Source organism: Halobacteriovoraceae bacterium (genome assembly GCA_020635115.1).
Classification (GTDB): domain Bacteria; phylum Bdellovibrionota; class Bacteriovoracia; order Bacteriovoracales; family Bacteriovoracaceae; genus JACKAK01.
Map to the genome: position 1 here is coordinate 195,353 of JACKAK010000003.1, position 19,898 is coordinate 215,250.

The 19,898-nt window shown below is 33.1% G+C and carries 18 protein-coding genes; 7 read left to right on the forward strand and 11 right to left on the reverse strand.

All coding sequences use genetic code 11. The annotated features are described in order from the left end of the window. The first annotated feature begins 67 nt into the window (after positions 1 to 67). Positions 68 to 1,213: an ISNCY family transposase gene (locus tag H6622_05390; GenBank protein MCB9060933.1), complete on the forward strand. Its 1,146-nt coding sequence runs from the start codon at positions 68 to 70 to the stop codon at positions 1,211 to 1,213. Between the two features lie 181 nt (positions 1,214 to 1,394). Here H6622_05390 and H6622_05395 read toward each other — a convergent pair whose 3' ends face one another. Continuing rightward, positions 1,395 to 1,595 carry a hypothetical protein gene (locus H6622_05395; GenBank protein MCB9060934.1) on the reverse strand — a complete coding sequence of 67 codons (201 nt, stop codon included), beginning with the start codon at positions 1,593 to 1,595 and terminating at the stop codon, positions 1,395 to 1,397. Between the two features lie 246 nt (positions 1,596 to 1,841). Beyond that, the gene (locus H6622_05400) at positions 1,842 to 3,017 is read right to left on the reverse strand and encodes a hypothetical protein (protein MCB9060935.1); all 1,176 of its coding nucleotides are present in this window, start codon (positions 3,015 to 3,017) and stop codon (positions 1,842 to 1,844) included. A gap of 78 nt (positions 3,018 to 3,095) precedes the next feature. On the opposite strand from H6622_05400, the gene H6622_05405 reads away from it, so the two are divergent. After that, positions 3,096 to 3,782 (forward strand): M15 family metallopeptidase, encoded by a 687-nt coding sequence (locus tag H6622_05405; protein ID MCB9060936.1) that lies wholly within the window; start codon positions 3,096 to 3,098, stop codon positions 3,780 to 3,782. Here H6622_05405 and H6622_05410 read toward each other — a convergent pair. From H6622_05410 to H6622_05420, 3 genes are all read right to left on the reverse strand, one after another. Then, positions 3,779 to 4,501 carry a hypothetical protein gene (locus H6622_05410; protein ID MCB9060937.1) on the reverse strand — a complete coding sequence of 241 codons (723 nt, stop codon included), beginning with the start codon at positions 4,499 to 4,501 and terminating at the stop codon, positions 3,779 to 3,781. The two genes, H6622_05405 and H6622_05410, sit on opposite strands and share 4 nt — an antisense overlap. A gap of 211 nt (positions 4,502 to 4,712) precedes the next feature. After that, a complete protein-coding gene (locus H6622_05415; GenBank protein ID MCB9060938.1) occupies positions 4,713 to 5,969 on the reverse strand; it encodes an aldo/keto reductase in 1,257 nt (418 codons plus the stop codon). Between the two features lie 8 nt (positions 5,970 to 5,977). Beyond that, complete coding sequence (locus H6622_05420) at positions 5,978 to 6,373, reverse strand: acyl-CoA thioesterase (protein MCB9060939.1); 396 nt, start codon at positions 6,371 to 6,373, stop codon at positions 5,978 to 5,980. 333 nt (positions 6,374 to 6,706) lie between these two features. Here H6622_05420 and H6622_05425 point away from each other — a divergent pair, with 333 nt between their 5' ends. Both H6622_05425 and H6622_05430 read left to right on the forward strand, forming a co-directional pair. Continuing rightward, entirely contained in the window at positions 6,707 to 7,807 is a 1,101-nt protein-coding gene (locus H6622_05425) for a tetratricopeptide repeat protein (GenBank protein MCB9060940.1), read from the forward strand. Then, positions 7,785 to 8,555: a Nif3-like dinuclear metal center hexameric protein gene (locus tag H6622_05430; GenBank protein ID MCB9060941.1), complete on the forward strand. Its 771-nt coding sequence runs from the start codon at positions 7,785 to 7,787 to the stop codon at positions 8,553 to 8,555. The genes H6622_05425 and H6622_05430 overlap by 23 nt, the downstream gene beginning before the upstream one ends. A 34-nt stretch (positions 8,556 to 8,589) precedes the next feature. Here H6622_05430 and H6622_05435 read toward each other — a convergent pair whose 3' ends face one another. The 3 genes from H6622_05435 to H6622_05445 form a co-directional block, all read right to left on the reverse strand. Next, positions 8,590 to 8,946 carry a hypothetical protein gene (locus H6622_05435; protein MCB9060942.1) on the reverse strand — a complete coding sequence of 119 codons (357 nt, stop codon included), beginning with the start codon at positions 8,944 to 8,946 and terminating at the stop codon, positions 8,590 to 8,592. 103 nt (positions 8,947 to 9,049) lie between these two features. Beyond that, on the reverse strand, positions 9,050 to 11,299 hold the full coding sequence (locus H6622_05440) for a hypothetical protein (protein ID MCB9060943.1): 2,250 nt from the start codon (positions 11,297 to 11,299) through the stop codon (positions 9,050 to 9,052). 148 nt (positions 11,300 to 11,447) lie between these two features. Next, the gene (locus H6622_05445) at positions 11,448 to 11,687 is read right to left on the reverse strand and encodes a hypothetical protein (protein MCB9060944.1); all 240 of its coding nucleotides are present in this window, start codon (positions 11,685 to 11,687) and stop codon (positions 11,448 to 11,450) included. A 3,005-nt stretch (positions 11,688 to 14,692) separates the two neighbouring features. On the opposite strand from H6622_05445, the gene H6622_05450 reads away from it, so the two are divergent. After that, the gene (locus H6622_05450) at positions 14,693 to 15,121 is read left to right on the forward strand and encodes a hypothetical protein (GenBank protein ID MCB9060945.1); all 429 of its coding nucleotides are present in this window, start codon (positions 14,693 to 14,695) and stop codon (positions 15,119 to 15,121) included. Positions 15,122 to 15,257: 136 nt separating this feature from the next. Here the strand turns inward: H6622_05450 and H6622_05455 are convergent, their stop codons facing one another. After that, positions 15,258 to 16,682 carry a PAS domain-containing protein gene (locus H6622_05455; protein ID MCB9060946.1) on the reverse strand — a complete coding sequence of 475 codons (1,425 nt, stop codon included), beginning with the start codon at positions 16,680 to 16,682 and terminating at the stop codon, positions 15,258 to 15,260. A gap of 153 nt (positions 16,683 to 16,835) precedes the next feature. Between H6622_05455 and H6622_05460 the strand changes: the two genes are divergently transcribed. Both H6622_05460 and H6622_05465 read left to right on the forward strand, forming a co-directional pair. Further along, complete coding sequence (locus tag H6622_05460; protein ID MCB9060947.1) at positions 16,836 to 17,213, forward strand: response regulator; 378 nt, start codon at positions 16,836 to 16,838, stop codon at positions 17,211 to 17,213. Between the two features lie 94 nt (positions 17,214 to 17,307). Beyond that, positions 17,308 to 18,441, forward strand: coding sequence for a hypothetical protein (locus tag H6622_05465; GenBank protein MCB9060948.1), 1,134 nt, complete (start codon positions 17,308 to 17,310; stop codon positions 18,439 to 18,441). On the opposite strand, the gene H6622_05470 is transcribed toward H6622_05465, so the two are convergent. Together H6622_05470 and H6622_05475 are read right to left on the reverse strand one after the other, a co-directional pair. Further along, positions 18,438 to 19,067 carry a 2-hydroxychromene-2-carboxylate isomerase gene (locus tag H6622_05470; protein MCB9060949.1) on the reverse strand — a complete coding sequence of 210 codons (630 nt, stop codon included), beginning with the start codon at positions 19,065 to 19,067 and terminating at the stop codon, positions 18,438 to 18,440. The genes H6622_05465 and H6622_05470 overlap by 4 nt on opposite strands. A gap of 9 nt (positions 19,068 to 19,076) precedes the next feature. Next, positions 19,077 to 19,790: a hypothetical protein gene (locus H6622_05475; protein ID MCB9060950.1), complete on the reverse strand. Its 714-nt coding sequence runs from the start codon at positions 19,788 to 19,790 to the stop codon at positions 19,077 to 19,079. Between the last annotated feature and the right edge of the window lie 108 nt (positions 19,791 to 19,898).

Sequence of the window (19,898 nt, forward strand, 5' to 3'; positions counted from 1 at the left end):
ACCTGCAATGTTGGTATTATTTGATTAAACAAAAAAACAATCAAATACCAACAAGGAGGTCGGTCTTATGAATTTTAAAACAAAACAACAGATTAGGATAGATATTATCTCTCAGTATCTTAACGGTGAACTTCGATCTGAAGATGCTTGCTGTGCTTTAGAAATTGGTGAAAGACAGTTTAGGAGGCTTGTGAAAGGGTTTAGAGAACAAGGTGTTGCTTCTCTAATACATGGTAATAAAGGTCGAATACCTCACAATAAAACATCAATGAAAGTATCCAATAAAATTATTCAACTTTATCTTGGAAGATATAACGGCCTTAATCTCGTTCACTTTATTGAAAAACTACGCGAAAATAATTCTCATGAATTTGACAGCATCCCTACTTACACCACTATTAGAAACCTTTTACTACAAGAGGGCCTGATTATTCCCTACCAGAAAAAAGCAAAAAGAAAATCTCACCCTAGAAGAAAGCGTTATGAGAAAGAAGGGTTAATGGTTCAAATTGATGGAAGCCCTCATCGCTGGATTCATGACTGTTCACCTTTTTGTCTGACTGCTGCCATTGATGATGCCACTGGAAAGATTTTAGCTGCGAAATTTACTCCTACAGAGACAACTTTTGCAGCGATGGATGTGGTGGAACAAATAATTAATAAATATGGTGTCTTCCAAATGCTTTATTCTGATAAGGCCGGAATTTATGGTGGCGGGAAAAGACAGGGTTTTACAAATATGAATAGGGCCATGAACGAGCTTGGAATTATCTCTATTCAGGCCAACAGTCCTCAAGCGAAAGGACGGATTGAGAGGCTATTTAAAACCCTTCAGGACAGGCTTTGTTCAGAAATTAGGCTTAGAGGGATAAAGAATATTGAAGCTGCAAATAGGTACTTAGAAGAGTTTATCACTGCCTACAACCTGAAGTTCTCAGTATCTGCAAAAGATCAAAGACCAGCTTATAGAAAACTTGAAGAACTAATAGATCTCAATGAAGTTTTGACGATTAGAGATCATAGAAAAATAGGTGAAGGGGAAATATTAAGTTTTGAAGGCCATAAATACCTTGTCTCAAGGGAAAATGGCCATTCACTTATTGGAAAAACAGTGGAGATTAGGCGATACAGAGATGGAAAGTTGGAAATGTTTTTATTAAATGGAGTGAAACTGGCCTATGAATGTTTTGAGGATTTAAAAAGGGTCGCATGATGAAAAAATAATAGGGTCAAATTACCTTAAAAAGTAGTTTGTAAGGGGAAGTAAATATGAGGAAACTAAAAAAAGATTTAAAAAGGTTACAATTTATGGAAATCTGTCCGTAAAACTAATTACATTAAGCAGGTGTTGGTCAAAATCGCTTAACATCAAATAGGACATTTTTCTCAGGTAGTTACAGAGAAAGATCTAATGTGCCTCCATTTGAGTATTTATTAAAAATCTCTGCGTCATCATCAATCAGAGTTTGTCCGGAAGTTTGTGCTAAGTCTGTCGATTTTTTCTCTCTCTTTTTCCCTCCACTTGAAGGAACACACGAAGAAAAAAACAAAATTAAAACGGATAAAATTGAAATGTACTTTTTAATATCACCCATATGTAATTCCTAATAAATACTGTCCACCATATTTTTCGGATTATTGACTTATTAACTATACTTATTTTGTCAATTTTCCCCTCATTTAAGCATTATAGGCTGTGACAAAGATGAGCTTAAATAAAAGTTTATTTTTTAATAATATTAATAAGTTACATTTTTGCCCATTCAATTATCAGCTCTTTAGCGTGAGTCTTTTTATGGGCAACATTACAACTTAGCGAAATCGTTGAGCTCTATGGAACTTCATGAATCAATGTCTTCATCTGTTTCTGTGATTTCAAAGATGTTGTTATTATTTGAATTTTTTCTGGCCCTTCGGACAAATTCATTATCGGTTTCACTTCCTAAGACTAGTTCCGTGGTTGACTTTTTCCCGTATAACCAGATCATTCGTTCACTTGGTAGAGGTAATTCTGTTTGAGTTTCAAGACGCTTGATGGCCTCTTTAAAGACTTCTAAAATAATTGGATCAGTTACACTGCTGATTCTATTTTTTATCTCTTGGAGGTAGGTTTTGGCATTTAAATCAGCAAGTGCGCAGAGAGATTTTCCCAGACCTTGTTCATGATCTTGAAAATATTCAAACGCAGAATCTTCATCCTTTTTTAGAAGCCATAATGCATAGAGATTATCCATCACAAAATCACTACCCTCATAGAGTTCTTCATATTTACCAAGAAATTTCGAAATAAACTTTACTTTCCCATTATATCCAAGAAAACAAAGCGCTAATGCAATGGGGCCAGTAACTTTATTGATCTCATAATGAGAGTATTCTGAGGAGCAGTAATTATATGCTTTTAGGAGTGAATCAATCAGTTCAATTTCTCCTAGGTTTGCACAACCAAAAGCAAACGATTGCATCGATACACTGTTTATTAATTCACCATCCTTTATCGCATTTAGATAAAATTCATCAAAACTTTTTTTAAAGAGATCTACAACGCCTGCGTGATATTTTTCAATTCTCCCAATTTCTATTAATCCCTGAACGATATATGGAGAAGCATCATAGTATTTTTTTGTAAATTCTTCTATCGTTGCTTTCTTGATGATTTCAAAACTTTTGTCATCGCCAATTTTGCCTATTAAATCGAATCGTTTCAAATGTTGATGGTAGAGAAAGTTTCTTAGATCATCTGTCTTACTCTTATCTTTGATCGCGACGACTGGAGCTAACTGAATTATTTCCTCTTCTAAAATTTCCAACTCATCATTAAATGGGTTAATAAAATCCCATCTCTCATTATTTGTATCATTCCATTCATCTGCAGAATTTAATTTTTTTTCATGTCCCCTTCTCGTTTGCCAAAAATGTTCATATAATTTGATTGGATCATTAGCAAAGCTCTTTTTTAAATGATCAAGTTCTTCTTTTACTTTTTGAATATATTCTATAAGTTCTTTTTTTTTAAACATATAAATTCTTCTTTTTGAGAAGTCGGCACATCTCTATATTTTTATCGCCGTTTGAAATTATTTTGATATACTTGTCCTATGAATAAGATTTTAGCAATACTTAGTGGAAAAAGTGAAGAACATTTGGACGTACACGAACAGGTTTACGGAAAAATTCACAAAAATGCACTTAGTCCTTTTCTTAGTCTTAGACTTGCGGCAGCTTCGGAGGGTATTGATTTACAAATTGCCAGTGCTTTTAGATCCTTTGATCGGCAACTTAAAATTTGGAATGAAAAAATTCTAGGTCTTCGAGAGATTCATGATGATCAAGGGAAAATCATTGAAAGAGAAAATCTCACGGATAGAGAATTGATATTCAAGATTTTACGTTTTAGTGCGCTGCCGGGCCTTAGTCGTCACCATTGGGGCAGCGAAATAGATGTATTTGACGCAAATGCCCTCCCGTCAAAGGATTATAAATTAAAACTCTCCCCTGATGAGTATTCAGATAATGGAATATTCTCTCGATTGCATTTTTGGCTTAGTGAAAGGATAAGTACAAATAAGGCCTTTGGTTTTTTTAGGCCCTATGAGTTTGACCATGGGGGAGTTTCTCCTGAAAGATGGCATTTAAGCTATTACCCTGTTTCCAAAGAATATTCAAAACTCATTTCTGTAAAATATGCTAGAGAACTTATTAGGAGTAGTGAAATTGAACTCAAAGATGTCATACTTGAAGAGTTAGATTATATCTTTAAAACATTTATTAATTTGAGAGTCTAATCTACGGCCTTCACAATACTGGCTATCTTATCAGCTGATTTATCTGCATTTTCGAGCTTATTGCGAATTCTTGGATCTAAATTTTCTTCACGCAAAACTTGATGAATTCGACCTTTCACAACAGATAACGGAGAATTGATATCGTGAGCATACTTTTTTGCTTCTTCTAATTGAGTACGTATTCTAATGTTTTCATTTTTAAGCTTCTTGTTTGCAAAAGTAGTTGCTGTAAAGAAGATAATTCCCGAAGAAAAACCAAAGGCCACCAGTTCAGAATTAGAGTTATCAATAAACAAAATAGAAAGTGAACATATAGTGGCGAAAATCCCATAACTCCAGATATGCTTATTATCAGCATGAATCATTGAACCAGCAGTCGAAGCACTGGTACCGATAAGTAATAATATATAGGCCAAATGAAAATCATAACGATGAACAAGATAAGTCATTTGTATAAGTCCAGTGATCATTGAATAGAGATAAACATTTTTAACATTTGCCCCTCTAAATCTGATGACATAGATACAAACAATATCTGATACAACAATGATGGACCAAGAATCAACAGAGAAATACTCGGGAGATAAAAACAAACCCATTAAGACTGCGATAACGACCCATAAGATAGTCCCAATATACAAATTGTGATAAAGCGGGTTTTGGATACCATTTTCTATTTCTTGATATTCAGAAAAGCTTTCCATTGTTTGAGTTTCCACCTGTATTTACCTCGTCAAATTCTATTTTTCCATTATAGTCCTACAAAAAATCTATACGGCCTATAAATACTTAATTAGTCTTATATTTCAGTGATTTGTGGAGCTTACATCTTTGAATCTAAAGATTTGAATCCGTTATATTTCTTAACAAAAAAAATTTTTGTGCCCACTTTTTGTGGTTAAAAAATCAGATCCTTATAACATGCTGAATTTAAAAATAAGTCTTTAATTGCTCAACATAAGGCATTTTCTTCATGCCAACTAGTACGTAATCAACTCCAATCTCGAAATACTTCTCTATCACTAGCTGGGAAAGAGTTTTATTGGGATTGTCCGGGATGAGATTGCCTTGGATGGCCTGTCTACGGAACTCCTTGGCCTTGGTATCCATAACTTTTCGAGAAAGAATTTCGGCCGTTTCATACATTTTAAAAAAAGGTTCGGCCTCTTTGGCGCTAAGACCTTTTTCACCCCATAGGTTGGCCAGGAATGGAAAAAAATGTCCATGAAAAACTTGGTCTACGGCATCCGGGGTTGGGAGATTTGTCCATATATCTTTTACTTGTTTTAGAAGTGGAATTTGCCAAATATCTTCTCCTTCTCCATCTTGTTTCGTCTTCCACTTTTCATCAATTTTACTCTTACATAATTCAAAAAGTTCATTAACTTCTTTGAATGTTGGGAAAACATGAGTCTTATCATATTCAGCTAGTCTGACAAGTCCATGATCGGAAAAAGCATTAAGTGGTCGGTTGATAACAGTGATGAGACCATTTTCTTTAGCAACTTCAATAAGATTTCTCCCTTCAAGTTGTCTGTGTAAAGCTCCAAGCTCTATGAGATTCATTGGAAATTGAATCATCTTAAAATTTTTGGCCTTAATCTTTTTAGCAATTTCTAAGACTTTAGTAAGATCAGTAAATTCAAAATCATCAGAATTGGAAACAAAGGTATTTGAACTTATTCCATAGGCCCCAATTTTTTGAGTCTTACATAGCTCCTCTAATTTGATAAATGCTTTTTCAATGCGACGATAATACTCATCTTGAGTTGCGGCCTCAGTTTTTAAAAAATATTCTGGATTGTGCAAGAGGTAATAATCAATATATGGGCGGTCCATTCTTTTTAGGGATAATTCAAGTTGGTTTTCAATGAATTCAGGATGAATGGAATGTTTAAGATGTTCATTTATCACGACTAAATCATCTTTAGCTTTTCCATTCTTATTTAGTTCTTCAATTACATCGAGATTTTTTCCTTGGATGTAACCAACTTTTGAAATAACTTTTACTGGAATGTTTGGATAATCATTCAGGATTGCCCCGACTAATTCCTCTGATTCTCCATCTGTATAGTTTGAGGAAGTATCGATTAATTTGACACCGTCTTTTATGGCCAGCTCTAATGCTTCATAGTGTCCTCTAGAGGTGACGCTTACCCTATAGGCCCCAAAACCAATCACACCCATATTTATTCCTATTGAACGGCGGCCAAGAAATCATCTGCCGGTACAATTAATTTTCTTTCGTTAAGATCCATAAAACCAACTCTAAAAATGGACTTACAGGCCAAATCACCATTGGGTTTATACATAATTTGTTCGAGTTCAAAGACAAGTCGATTTTTCATGCCAAGCCATGTTGTGACAATATTTATTTCTTCACGAAGAAGAATTTCTTTTTTGAAAATAATTTCAGCATCTAAAACGACTGGACTCTTTTTTTCTTTTTTAATTCTCTCCACTCCCCAATCGTTATGTTGGATGAGATCCCATCTTGCTTCTTCAAAAAGGTCGAAATAGCGGGCATTATTGACATGTCCTAAAAAATCCAAATGAAATTCTTTGATTAATACTTTATATTCGTGGGCCATTTATTCCCCAATTTTGCCTGCTCGAGAGGCAATTTGACACTTGTTTGGGGATTTTACGTGTTTTTAAAGTAAATTTAAACCAAAAACTTGGCATCAAACTTGAAGATATTCGTTTTGTGTTATTCCAAGGGAGATGGATATGAAATTTTATAGCAAACAAACAGTATTAAGGTCGTTAAGTTTCCAGATGATTGCCTTTAAGGCGATACAGCTCATTTTAATTGGAGCGATAATCATTTTGCTTTCGGCATAAAACGGAAGGTAAGAAGAAGTTAGAAAAAAGAAGTGAAACCGCTTGCGTAATCCTGATTGGGAACGTAGCATAAAAAATGGATGATAACTATTCCACGGATTATGGATAAAAATATCAAAAACTTACTTAAAGGCGAATTACACTGTAGTACATCTTATTTAGATAGGATATTTCATGCATTGACGGAAACTACAGATTTGGGACACCTTCCTAGGACGATAGACCTAACGCAAAACTATGTTAATGATCTTCATGAATTTCTAGAAGAGCAAGTGCTGCAAAGAACACTCACTTTTAGTGGTTTGCCAAATTCTAAAATCTCAACCAAAAATGCAATTCAATTCTTAAACGCGGCCAACAACTTGATAGAAGGTCTTATTGTTATGAATTTTAACAGTTTTCAAGTTTTGGATATGGTCGTAGATTATATCAATTTTACCTATGACTATGCGTATTTGTTTCACCAGATTTGTTTTGAGGGATCTGAAATAGAAGTTCAATACCCAAGACTTGCAGTTGTTGATGTTGATTATGGACGGATTAGTGAAGATGAAGAAGAAATGGAAGTTCTTCCGCAATTTCAACTTGACCGAAATAAAGTTGAGCAGATTATTAATTTTGGAGAAGCAAAGATTTCATCTCTGGATTGGCAAAGAGATAAAAAATATAATGACTATCTCTCTTCTGGCCATCATGCAATTTATCTTCAAAATCACAAGCAGGCCTTAGATAAATTTTCTAAAGCTTTATCTATTAAACAAACAGCTGAGGCACTCACTCTTGTTGGTTGGGCCAACTCACTTTTAGGTCATTTTGAAGTGGCCAAGAGTTATTGTCTGAAGGCCATTCAATTAGAACCGGATTATGGCCCTCCCTATAATGATCTAGGAACTTATTTATTAAATGATGGTCAGATAGATGAAAGTTTCAAATGGTTCAATTTGGCAAAAAAATCTGTACAATATCAAAATAGAGAGTATCCTTATATCAATTCAGGTAGAGCTTATCTGGCCAAAAAAGAATACTTAAAGGCATTAGAAGAATTTCAAAAGGCGCTGGCCTTGGCGCCTTATCATGATGAGCTTAGGAATACTGTTAGAAGGCTTGAGGGTGAGCTTAAAAAAACTGGAGAACTCTCTCACAGCGGAGACAGTGGACATGACTTCAATTACACGCTTTGAATTGGACGCATTTTTAAATCAAGTTTTAAGACCTTGGGAATTTAAGGATTATTGCCCTAATGGTTTGCAAATTGAGGGGAAAGAGAACGTTCAAAAAGTGGCCTTTGCCGTTTCTGCAACAAGGGAAAGTATCGAAAAGGCGATAGATTTTGGAGCTGACGCGATGGTTGTTCATCACGGACTTTTTTGGAGTTTTCATGGAGTAAGAACAATTACCGGCCCATTTGCAAAAAGAATACTTCCTCTGATTAAGAATGAGATTAGTTTATTTGGACATCATCTTCCACTTGATGCACATCCGACTCATGGAAATGCTGCAATATTGGCACATAAATTAGAACTGACTGAACTTACACCTTTTGGAGATTACAAAGGTTCCCCAACGGGAGTGAAAGGTATTTATGTAAAAGGTTATGAAGTTACTGAGCTTAAAGACAAGCTTGAGAAAATTTTAAATCATCAAGTTTTACTCTCTACATTTGATGATTTGGCAAAAGTCCATACTGTGGGAATTATTACGGGGGGTGCAAACTCTGGTTGGACACAAGCTCATAGAGAAAGTCTTGATGCCTTCATCACTGGTGAAATGAGTGAGCATGACTGGCATGAGGCAAAAGAGAGTGAAATACATATGTACGCTGGTGGCCACAATGCTACGGAAAAATTTGGTATTCAGGCCATTATGAAAGAGGTAGAGGGACGTTTTAAAGTGGAATGTCTTTTTATTGATTCAAATAATCCGGCCTGATAACAAAAAATTTATCTATTAAAAGAATTTTCCATCAAAGGTCAAATGTACCGTCTAGGATTTGTTCTTCAATACAACGATCTCCGCAACGCACTCTTTTGGCGCACAGGCGATTCATATCTCTATAGGGGCCAGATATGTGGGATTCATGAAAATGTTGTGCTCCATTTTTTTCAATTAAATCGGTCACATATTCAATGGCGTTGTAGTAGACAATTGTAGCTATTGCACATCTTTCATCTTTATTATAGTCGCTCCAATCTCTAACCTCTGTTATATTAATAACACCTTGAAATGTTTCTTCCAAATAGGCCCAATCGTCACCAGAAATATAACTATATGAGTTATTGATTAACATAAAACAAATTATAATAAGTACGGACAGTTTCACTTTTTCTCCATTTTTGAAAAGAGGGATCTTTATATTAAGAAACTTAATTTAACAATATTTAATCATCTCTATACTTTGGGTTTCTTCTTTAATTATAAAAAATTCATTCCGTTTTAGAGTGGATCATTAGATATGTTTGACAATTATTTGTAGAGTAGGTTTGAGTTGAAACTCGGTGATAAGGTAGAACGGCCCTGATCATTGGCCTCAATTCTTTGTATTTATCCATTGTTAACATGTACTCAAGTCTATCCACAATACTATCTGAACGATGTAAGGTTGATAGTATCAGATCCACATTTAGGGCCATTGGAACAGGAATGTAGACATACTTTTTCATTGAATCTGGAACAAGCTCCAACATTTTTAAAAACTTTTTCTGATTTTTTCTATAATGTGCTGTAATTGCAGAGAAATCATCTACAGGAATATTTCCAAGTTCCGAGTAGAATTCATTGTTAAAATCCATGAACTCGGAAGTTTCCTTTGTTGTTCTTTGACGATCTCTTTCAAGTTGTGATGAACGTAAAAAACTTTGGATTTCTGATTTAGATTTATTTTCTAGTTTTAAAATAGCTACTTCTAAAACATCTTTTGTATAGTATTTAAAATTGGTTTTAAGATCCATTAAATAAACGGGTCTGTGGTAATCTACAACTGCGCCTACATTTTCCACAGGCAATCCATTATGGGCCTCGCAATAGGCATACGTACATCTCATAAAATTTTCTGAAGCTGGTAAGTTATCGTTGCTTCTGTACACTGGCCCTCCAAGTCCAGAGGAATTGGTTCCTAAAATTTCAGTTTTGCCATTGAGTTGTAAAATCCAAGGAACCATATCTCCTAAACTACCTGCATGGTGATCGTTTAGAGTTAATACTGGCCTTTGGTTAACCACAGCACTGCCGTTATAGATTGTACCTGAGGCATCTTGCCTAAAGTCTGCAACAGTTGAGAAGACAGGAAAAAAACCTGAGAATTCCTCTCCTTTTTCAAATTTTGCTTTTAATTTTTCAATAAACTGTTTATTTAAGAATGCCTCGGCAAAATTTTGCTTGATAGAGTTGTATACATCTTGATCTGAATTATTGCCGATATTTTCTACATTGAGATCTTTTTGGGCAAAAGCGCCTTCAACCATATTGAAGAAAGTATCGCTAAGTTTCATATTTTCTTTCACACCCTTGAAGCCTGTTTCACTAGCAAAGAAGCGAAAGAAATGTTCTGCATAATGAAGAGCTCCACCTCCATTATCATTATGGTCAAAAATCCAAATATCTGAGTGCAGATTAAAATATTGAATAACTTTGTTTATCCAGTTGATTTCATATTTTATATTTTCCCATCCAGGTGAGTAATCAGGAATTCTTAGAACACCGATTGTTTTATTTTTGTATTTCACCATATAGGCACCTAAGCGATTAATAGGCATTAATCCAAGTTTTCTAATGGCCTCGATTCGTCCAATTTCGCTATTTGATTGAATCGTATCTTTAATTTGTTCTTCGATACTCACATTGATGAGGTCTTTAAGGTCAATAATTGAACCTGTTGGAAGTCCTAAATGATTAAGTCCTTCAGAAAACTGCGTTTCAGTATTTCCTCCGGCACCATAAATGTAAGGTCCTTTTTCAATGACTTTTTTTCTACCTGGTAAAAATCGTGTATAGAAGTTCTGTTCATTATAGAGTTCATTTAGATCTACCCACTGGTAAACACCTGTATATATTTTTTCTGTACCATTAAAATAAATTTTTTTAAATGCAACTTCAACAGTTTCACCATTTTTGGTGGTATTTGGCAAAAATCTCTCAGGACGATTTATAGTGAAACTTAGTGCTCTTGAGTTTTGTGAGGAGTAAGTACCACCAAGAGATCTAGCGTAGGGAAGGTTTTTTTTAGCGAGTTCTTGAATAGAAATACCATTTAGAGAGATAATTTCATCACCAACTTCGACGGGTAGTCCTGAATTTTTTGCGTTATAAACTTTGTTAAATCCAGCTACAAATAACCGGCCTTCAACTTCTGCTCCCACAATTCCAAAAGTGTAATAGTTTCCCCTCTTTTTAGCTACATTGAAATGTCCGTCTTGAAATTCTCCGGCCAGCTGGACTTGTAGAGTTCTAAGTCCCTCTTTATCGAGATTACTTTCATTAATGATTTTGATATATTTAGAAAGAATTTTCTCATATGTGATTTCAAAATGTTTCTTTTTGAATTCAATCATTCCGTAATGTGTTTCTAGTTCTCTTATCTGTTCCTTAATGGCCAAAATTTGATCTTCTTTACTTAGTGACGCAGCAAACAGGTGGACAAAACTGAACATTAACAAAATAAAGAAACCCTTTATCATACTTATCTCCTCGGCCTTTAGGAAAATTAGTATGCATAAAACAAATCTTGTTGGCAAACAATTATTATTCATCTCATAACTCTCGATGTTATTTTTTAATCTATGTAAAAAAAAAGAACTAATTCCAAATGACAACATAGTTGGGGTCCTACCCGATTTTGACGAAAAATTTGAAATAACTGTCTAAATCTTTTGAGTTAAAAAATCCATATCCATAATAATAACGATCACGCTTTGCAGTTATAATACCGTTTAAGAGCTTGCTACCAATACTACCTAATATCGAGAAACGACCTCCGTTTCTCTTTGACATCATTACTTCTTCATTCTGCGAGATACTTCCATGAATAATATTTGAATCATTATAGAAATAGGTTACTACTTCCACATCAGGATGTGATGATATATTTTTAATCATGCTTAAATGTTGTTCCATTATATATTTATTGTATTGGTTTTTAACTTATTTTAAAAGAGTTGGAGAATAGTAGAAAAATGAAGAAGCTAGCATCACAGAAAATATATACAATAAAACAAGAATTGATTTACTATAGACATGTTTTTTAAACTTTTTCATAAGGTTCTTACACGCAAATAACACAAAATAAGACTTGAGACCCGACACAGGACTTCCTATCACAAGGTCTATGTGAATACGATATTTACCTAGAATAGGGAGAAATAATGTTATCAAAACTTTATTCAGTGCCAGTTTGAATTGATTTTTTACATTCATGTAAATAAGAACATATCTAAGAATCTGAATTGACTCAGTAAGTTATTTGTGATTAATAGATATTCTTTAAAAATATTAACTTTTAAGAATTAGGTGAAGTCATTTTGACCCTTAAACAGGTTTTGGGTTTTATTTTTTTTTGGAGATTTTAATGAAGTATTTCATTCTTTTGTATTGTTTTTCAAAGTATCTACACCTGTAATTGCAGCAAAACTGCCAGGCTGACTGTAAAGAAAATTTTGTCGAAAAGGATACAAAGTTAATGCTATAAGTCAATCGTTTCAAGAAACAATAAGGATCATCTTAGTCCTCATCTGAGTTTGAAGTGTTGATTGGAAATGATATGAGATTAAAGCTAGGCAAAATAAGATTTTACGAGCAAGAGGAAGATCTCGTTATCAAGGAACTGGAGGATCACCAAGATTCGATGGAGCTGGGGTCTCAAGATATTTGTCATGGGGAATAATGACGTTGATAAAGACAAACTTTATCACAGACTCACAAATTCCGATGCAATGGTAGGCAGTGATAATACATTTACCCATTTGTCTATTACACTTCAGAAAATGCAGGTATTGATCCGAAAAAACGTCCAAAATCATTTCATTTTCAGGGAAATTCAGCATAGTGATAAAATTGATCGTCTTTTCATTCGTCGACGGTATGCATTCGATGAGGGAGTCCTACGTAACTCAAACTTGGTATTTATATAGGAAATGAAGATTTTTCAAAAGGAGTCAGTTTTTAATGCACCTCAGCAAATCTTTCTGTTGCTTTTAGAACGAAATGGTGAACTTTCAAACTTTTCAAATCTTTTTAAATCAGAGTGATTATGTATTTCTTCATATGTCTACTCCAGTGATAGATAAAATATTCTTCTGGAAAAAAAAGCTTGAATTTAGAGGCAATTGAAAACAGTCTTTATGTCTCAATTAAGATATTTTGAATATGATAAGATTTCTTAAGGGAAAAGTGTATTTGTTTTTTTTTGATGGTTTGCAGATCCAAGTATAGAAGTTGGAGATGGTGCCAAAATCATTCAAATGGTTGAAAAAAACATTCAATCAAAAGTTAAATACACTATAGCTTTTTGGAGTATTAATAGAAACAATATTTCAAGGGGTTGATACCCATGGAACAATTACTGAAAGAAGAATTTAGTTTATTAGATGATGTACAAAACGAAGAACTAGTTGACTCTAGGTTTGAAAATAATCAACAAAATTGCAAAATTTGAATCGGAAGTTAACTTTCCTGTTTGCCAGAACAATTATTAAATGAATCAGTTGATTCTGTCATTTTACAATCTTTTAGATTTACTTATTAAACAAACTTTAAAGATCTTGGGTTAAAATTGTCTAAAGAATTGAAGATAAATTATACTGACTTTCTCAAGTATTTCTAAGACTAATGCCTATTATTACTTACCAACAGCACCAGGTGATATTTCACTTACTGATGTAGGATTGATCCCAATTTAAAATTTAAGTAATGGCAGATGGTTTAAGAAGAAATTGGAAAAATTGCAGGTATCATTTACGATAACCTTAAAAATGCAGTTGCCTTCACTCAAAGATGAGGTAAAGGAAATTCAAAGTATATTTGATACGTTTGATTTGTTTCAAAAATTACTCTGTTAATAAATCAAATAACAACAATATAAATTTGAATAAACATTTATTGATAGGCAGATCCTTGGGATAATTTCTTCTCGTTTCCATCAAAACCATTCAAAAGAACTCAATTTATCTCTTCGAGATAAAACGGTCGTTGACTTCTTTAATGAAAATGAAAGTCAATTCGGAGAACATCAAAACCGTGAAAGAAAAGGGATCGACCAATATTAGTAAAAGCAATTCAAAGAAGAATTATTGAAAATTCACTTCACATTCTCCTCAAAAAATAGAAAATGGTAAATATCAATTAGAAGAGAATTGATCAAATGACAAAAGGTATAGATTTAATGTTTACGAACATCTGAACATACTAAAATCGATTCTAAAGATGAAAATCCATATATGCGAAAATTGAGAAAAAATAGTCAATTCAATGACAAATAAAAATGTTATTATCAGCTCCCATGAATGCTTGTCGTGATACCGCAGCATATTCTACCGTGTTTCTTACCTTTGGGGCGGCGATCGCAATTTGGTTTTAATTATGACCACCTTCAAAACAAGAAAGGTTATGATAAAACACATTCTGAAGAATTTTCTTTCAGTAGTAAAGAAATCGAAAATCTTATCTTTGAGCGGATTATGCGCCGGATGTTAATCTATCTCATTATTGATCGGTTACAAAAATAGCAACGAATCGTTTTGACTGCTTGTACAATCGTTAAAGAAATATCTTCAAATTTCAAAGATATGGCACTTACAATATAACAGCTGGCTAAAAGAAGAAATTAGAAGGCACTAAAAGTATACTTCTGGTGAACATTTATTAAATTTAGAACGTTAGAGATCTAAGCATAAGCAGCTATTTCAACAAGTCGAATCGAAAAATTGCAACTCAGCACAAAAAGAAAATGAAGAAATTGAAATAATGATCAGGAAGAATTGCGCAAACGACCCAACCACATATAAAGAGGAAAAAGAATTAAATAAAATCGTAAGAAAACAAAAATAATTTCAGAGAATGAAACAACATGGAAATGCATGATTAAATTAACTCTCAAACCTAGCCAATTGTCATGTTTTTTTTCAGGTCCAGGCTTCACAACTGATTTAAAGAAATGTGAACTCGCGATGTTAAAAAGAGACAATTCTGGAATTGTTGTTAATAACGAAAAAATAGCTTTGAAAGATAATCTACTATCAGTTGAAATGAATTCTCAAACTCACCAATTTGAGCTTAGTGAAAAATCAACTAGAAAAGCACTAAAAATTTTCAAAGATATCAGACAAATTGATCCAAAACTTGTCCCCAAAGTTTTAACAGAAATTCAAAATTTTCGATTTCAAAATCATAGATTCATAGAAGTTATTCAAAATATAGAGAAAAAGTTGAAAGATATTGGAAGTGAAGAAGAGCTTGTTATGGATTTAGAGGATCTTAGACACAGTTATACAGAGCTTCAAGTCTAAAAAGTGATTACACCCTCGCTGAATAACCCTAAGAAGGTCTTTAATGAAGACTTAGTTGTAAAAGTTTAGATATATTCAGACATTCCAAAAAATCAAGGAGGAGTTATCCTAATATTTGAAAGCATTAAGATTAACTCTATTCTTTTTTATAGACTGGAAGCGTTATAACGAATGTAGATTTCGAATCATTTAAGTCTAGATTAAGACTTCCTTTATGTGCTTCAATGATTGATTTTGAGAGAGATAGTCCAAGGCCTGTTCCTTTTCCTACATCCTTAGTTGTAAAAAAGGGCTGAAAAATTTTTTCTTGAATTTCTTTCGGGATACCTTTTCCACTATCTTTGAATGTAATGATGAGAAAGTCATCTTTTAATTTTGTATTCAATTCAATTTTTCCTGGCCCATCGATGGCATCGATGGCATTAGAAATGAGATTTATAAAAACTTGTGACATTTGAACAATTTGACCATAGAGAGGGATATTTTTTGCGGCATCTAAATCAATATCTAATTCTATTTCATGTTTTTTGATTTTTTCTAAGCATATATGAAGAACGTCGTCAATAACATTTTCGATTTGAAACTCTTCAAAATCATCGTCGGATCCGTCTCTTGAAATTTTTCTCAGTGCTTTAATGATGACTGATATTCTGTTTGTTATATCTTTTATACTTTTTGTAGATTCTAGAATTCTTTTATCATCGAACATTTTTTTATCGTAAAATTTTTCGATCATGGACGTTTTTGTTGCAATAATGGCCAGTGGATTATTGATTTCATGAGCAATTCCGCCGGCCATTTCCCCTAACATTGCTAATCTACTTTTTGCAATATTCTGTGCTTTTGCAACATCAACTTCTTCTTGTAGATTTTTTTCTTTCGTAATGTCTATGGAAATATTTGAATAAGCATATGGAACGCCATCTTGATTTAGGATATTATAGCAAAAATTTTTAAACCAATATTTCTTATCATTTTTTTCAAACGTATCTAAACGAATTGTAAAGTTTGATGTCTTAATAATTTCATCACAATGTTTAAGCATCAATTCGTCCATTGTTTTTCCGCCAACGTCAGCTTCATCTATATCAAACATTTTCAAAAAAAACTTATTTGCTTTGATTAAGCAATTTTTTGTATCTGTGATATAGAAAAGCTGATGAAATGATTCAAGTGACTGATTTACTATATAATACTGGTCTTTTAATATATTATAGTCCTTAACGATGTCATTCAAATCTTGGATGATCCAAACATATTCATCATTTTGTTTTTTTACCTTTACCCGACCAAATGTATCTGTAGATCTTTTTGTTATCCATAACCAATCAAATTGGTAGAATTTATCAGGGTTTCTATTGACGTTTCTAAAGATATCATCTAGTTCAAGATCATTGACAAATCCACTTAACTGGTAGGCAGCACTTAAGTCTAATATACTTTCACCTTCATTTACAGGTCTTCCTATAAACTGACAAAATAGATCATTGGCCATGATTATTTTGTAATCGGCCGTTAGTGTCACATAAATAACAACATCATTTATACAGGTTAAGTCCATACAACCTTTTCGAATTATTTTTAAAAAGATTAAGTAAAACTTTAAGTTTTATCAAGCTGACAAAAATCATTAAAAACTTGAAAAAATTAAGTTTAAAAAATGTAAATAAAATGTGTTACTATTAACTTAGAGGATTTAAAAAAAGAGAAAATAATGAACCAGTACAGCAATATTACAATTTTAGTCGTGGATGATGAAGAACAACTTAAAGAGACAGTTATTATGCATTTAGAACTTGAGGGGTTCAATGTCCTTTCTGCATGCAATGGCAAAGAGGCACTTGAGGTCCTTGAAAATAATCATGTCGATTTTGTCCTCAGTGATATTAAAATGCCAGAACTTGATGGAATGGAGCTGACTGTAGAAATAAGAAAGAAATACAAAGAGGTTCCAGTAGTGTTACTCGTCACTGGATTCAGTAAATATTCTGAAAAACAGGCCCTCGAAAATGGTGCATTGGGTTTGGTTGAAAAGCCATTTGACATGGACAAAATCATTGAGATGATTAAGCAATCACAAAAGATAAGTTAATTTTTTACAAACTAGATATAGTTTTTCAATTGAACTCACGAATTTTTTAGTGTATCTCCGCCCTTTAAATCAATAAAGCTTAATTGGATGGACAATGAAATCTATTTCATTTTGGGTATTTTTTTTAATCTCTTTCAAATTATTTTCAGTTGCCCCTAGAAAAAATATTATGGAATGTGAGGGATTTTTTTCGTATTTTCCAGCAAATTCAATAGAAGTGAAATCCTTTAGAGAAAAGTTAATTCAAGACTTAAGCAGGGCCATAAAACTGCATAAGTCATCTCAAATTATCGCCTTTCTTGATGATTTTCTTTTACCAAATTATTTCTCATTTGTAGATTTTAAATACAGATCAAATATTGATCTCGATCACTACTCTCTCGAAATCCTCAAAAAGAGTTTAGAAATATATAAGAAATATAAAAGTGAACATGAAATCGATACACTACTTGGAAACTTGTATAAAAATTTTTTAGATTACTACTCTCAATTCAATGAACTGGAATTTAAAATTAATTTATTGGCCATGTCCAAACCTATTTCTTATCTGGAATATCTGTCACTTGAAAACATTTACAATTCTAGGGAGTTTATAACCCTACTTATAAATGTTTTTGGAAATAAAGATAACCAAACTTCCAAATTAAATTATGTTTTAAAGTTTGCAAAAGTTCATAAATTCATCCAAGAAATTCAATTAAAAGATTATAGTTATTCTCAAATAAAAAATGCTCTACTTGAAATAAAAGAACTCAGTGAAGTTGAATTTACTTTTATTATTGATTCTTTAAAAAATGACCGAAACTCTACTATCGCAACTTTGAAGCTAGCAGTGGCCTTTATAGATGTATATAGAGAAATTTTTGAAAATTTCCCTCATGCAAAGATTTTGCTCATTGAACTCTTTGGACTTTATCTTGATCGGGATTATTTTTTCGTAAATCACCTCGATCAAAAAGCTGAAATACAAGAAATGCTTCATTTACAAAAAACTTTAGATGATATTTTTAAAGAAATTTACGAAAGAAGTCCTGAATTCTTCTCAGAAGTTCTAAGTATTGATTTTATTGAAGAACGTTATGAATTTTTTCTCTATCATGGTTTTTATGAGTCTAAAGTATATGCAGTATACCCTCTCAAAGAGTATCGAAAATTTCTTATGAAACTGATGTCAAACCCAGAATATTTACATCTCACTTTTCTTACCAAACAAATCAAAACTAATTAACGAGAAGTGATCTCTAGATATCTCTTATAAACTTTTTCGTTGAAATGATCTTCACCTCTAAGATATCTTCTTAAGTACTCAAGTGAGTCATCTCCCCAAAAGAGTTCTTTATCTTCTGCAACGATTGTCGGTACTCCAAATACCCCAAACCCCAAAGCTCTTTGAGTATTTAATTTAATCAGTTTTCTCACATCTGCAGATGTTGAATTTTCCATCATTTCATCAATATCACGCTCTCCTATTACCCTTAATAAGTAATCTCTAAGAATTTCCTCATCCTCTATATTAATTCGATCTCTCCATACGGAGTGAAATAAATGATCTACAATCATCGATTGAAGCTGGCCTTGAGCAGCAATAACATACCTCAAAAGTGGAAGTGTATTCATTGGCAATTTATATGGTAAGTTAAATTCTATATTACGCTCATAGGATTTTCTGAGGCAATCTTTGAGTAAATAATCTGCCTTAGGCCTGATTTCGGCGGGACCTTTAGTCTCATAGTGATGGATGATCCTTCCCATAGGTATGGGAGTAAGAATACATGAAAGATTAAACTGCTTTAATCTATTGAAAGCAAGGTACGAATAGGGAGAGAGAAAATCAAAAAAAAATTCTAACTTCAAAAGACATCCTTAATGACAAGATTGAACCTCATCTCTTTTAACATAAAGAATTGGATCTTGATAGTCTACCTTAATTGAATCAGAATCTTTGCCAATAGAATATAACTTCACTGTGTTTGTTTTTTTATCAACGGCCTGAATAAAAGTTCGCCCTATAAGTACTTTCGATTTTATATAGGGAGTGTGGATAGCACTTTCTCCACTTTGCCCCTTAAGGTTTCTGGTTATTGAGAGTGTATTTGATAAAGTAAGACGGGCCCTAATTCCTAGATCTGCAATATTAAGTGAAGTTTCAACTGAAGCTTCTACCCTATATGTATGCTGATAACTTGCAAAGCGATCTGAGTCTAAACATTCTTCTGCAATTCTGGGCAAATCAACAACACGTTCTTCTTTTGAATATAAATTATAATAAGTCACAAAGCGCCAATACCTAAAGGGGCGAAAAGGATTATAGGTTTTATTGACTGGCCCTACAATAGGCCCGTGACTATATTCTGAAAGGACTGGAGTAAATCTAAATAAATGTTCCCCATCTACAAAAAGCCCCATGATAGACATTCCTCCATTTAAATCAAACTCAACTTCGTCTATAAGATCCAAATTCACTTGATCAAAAGGAAGATCTTTTTCATGGGCCTTTTCAAGATCATAGTTCGCTTGGAGTGTAAAAGAAATGAGATTTAATTGAAATAAAATTAGTGCTTTTCTGATCAAATGCATATTGCCCTCATCCTTGTGAACATTCTGTACTTGTCGTCAGTATCTGATAATGGGATGCTGTATGGCCAGGTGAAATAACTAACACAATCTTACCAACACTAATGAAAT

Excerpts from the sequence above, each read along its gene's own strand:
- H6622_05465 (MCB9060948.1), top strand. The coding sequence starts at position 17,308 with ATGAAATCTATTTCATTTTGGGTATTTTTTTTAATCTCTTTCAAATTA.
- H6622_05460 (MCB9060947.1), top strand. The coding sequence starts at position 16,836 with ATGAACCAGTACAGCAATATTACAATTTTAGTCGTGGATGATGAAGAA.
- H6622_05475 (MCB9060950.1), bottom strand. The coding sequence starts at position 19,790 with ATGCATTTGATCAGAAAAGCACTAATTTTATTTCAATTAAATCTCATT.
- H6622_05400 (MCB9060935.1), bottom strand. The coding sequence starts at position 3,017 with ATGTTTAAAAAAAAAGAACTTATAGAATATATTCAAAAAGTAAAAGAA.
- H6622_05425 (MCB9060940.1), top strand. The coding sequence starts at position 6,707 with ATGATAACTATTCCACGGATTATGGATAAAAATATCAAAAACTTACTT.
- H6622_05395 (MCB9060934.1), bottom strand. The coding sequence starts at position 1,595 with ATGGGTGATATTAAAAAGTACATTTCAATTTTATCCGTTTTAATTTTG.
- H6622_05415 (MCB9060938.1), bottom strand. The coding sequence starts at position 5,969 with ATGGGTGTGATTGGTTTTGGGGCCTATAGGGTAAGCGTCACCTCTAGA.
- H6622_05440 (MCB9060943.1), bottom strand. The coding sequence starts at position 11,299 with ATGATAAAGGGTTTCTTTATTTTGTTAATGTTCAGTTTTGTCCACCTG.
- H6622_05450 (MCB9060945.1), top strand. The coding sequence starts at position 14,693 with ATGATTAAATTAACTCTCAAACCTAGCCAATTGTCATGTTTTTTTTCA.
- H6622_05455 (MCB9060946.1), bottom strand. The coding sequence starts at position 16,682 with ATGGACTTAACCTGTATAAATGATGTTGTTATTTATGTGACACTAACG.
- H6622_05390 (MCB9060933.1), top strand. The coding sequence starts at position 68 with ATGAATTTTAAAACAAAACAACAGATTAGGATAGATATTATCTCTCAG.
- H6622_05430 (MCB9060941.1), top strand. The coding sequence starts at position 7,785 with ATGACTTCAATTACACGCTTTGAATTGGACGCATTTTTAAATCAAGTT.
- H6622_05405 (MCB9060936.1), top strand. The coding sequence starts at position 3,096 with ATGAATAAGATTTTAGCAATACTTAGTGGAAAAAGTGAAGAACATTTG.
- H6622_05420 (MCB9060939.1), bottom strand. The coding sequence starts at position 6,373 with ATGGCCCACGAATATAAAGTATTAATCAAAGAATTTCATTTGGATTTT.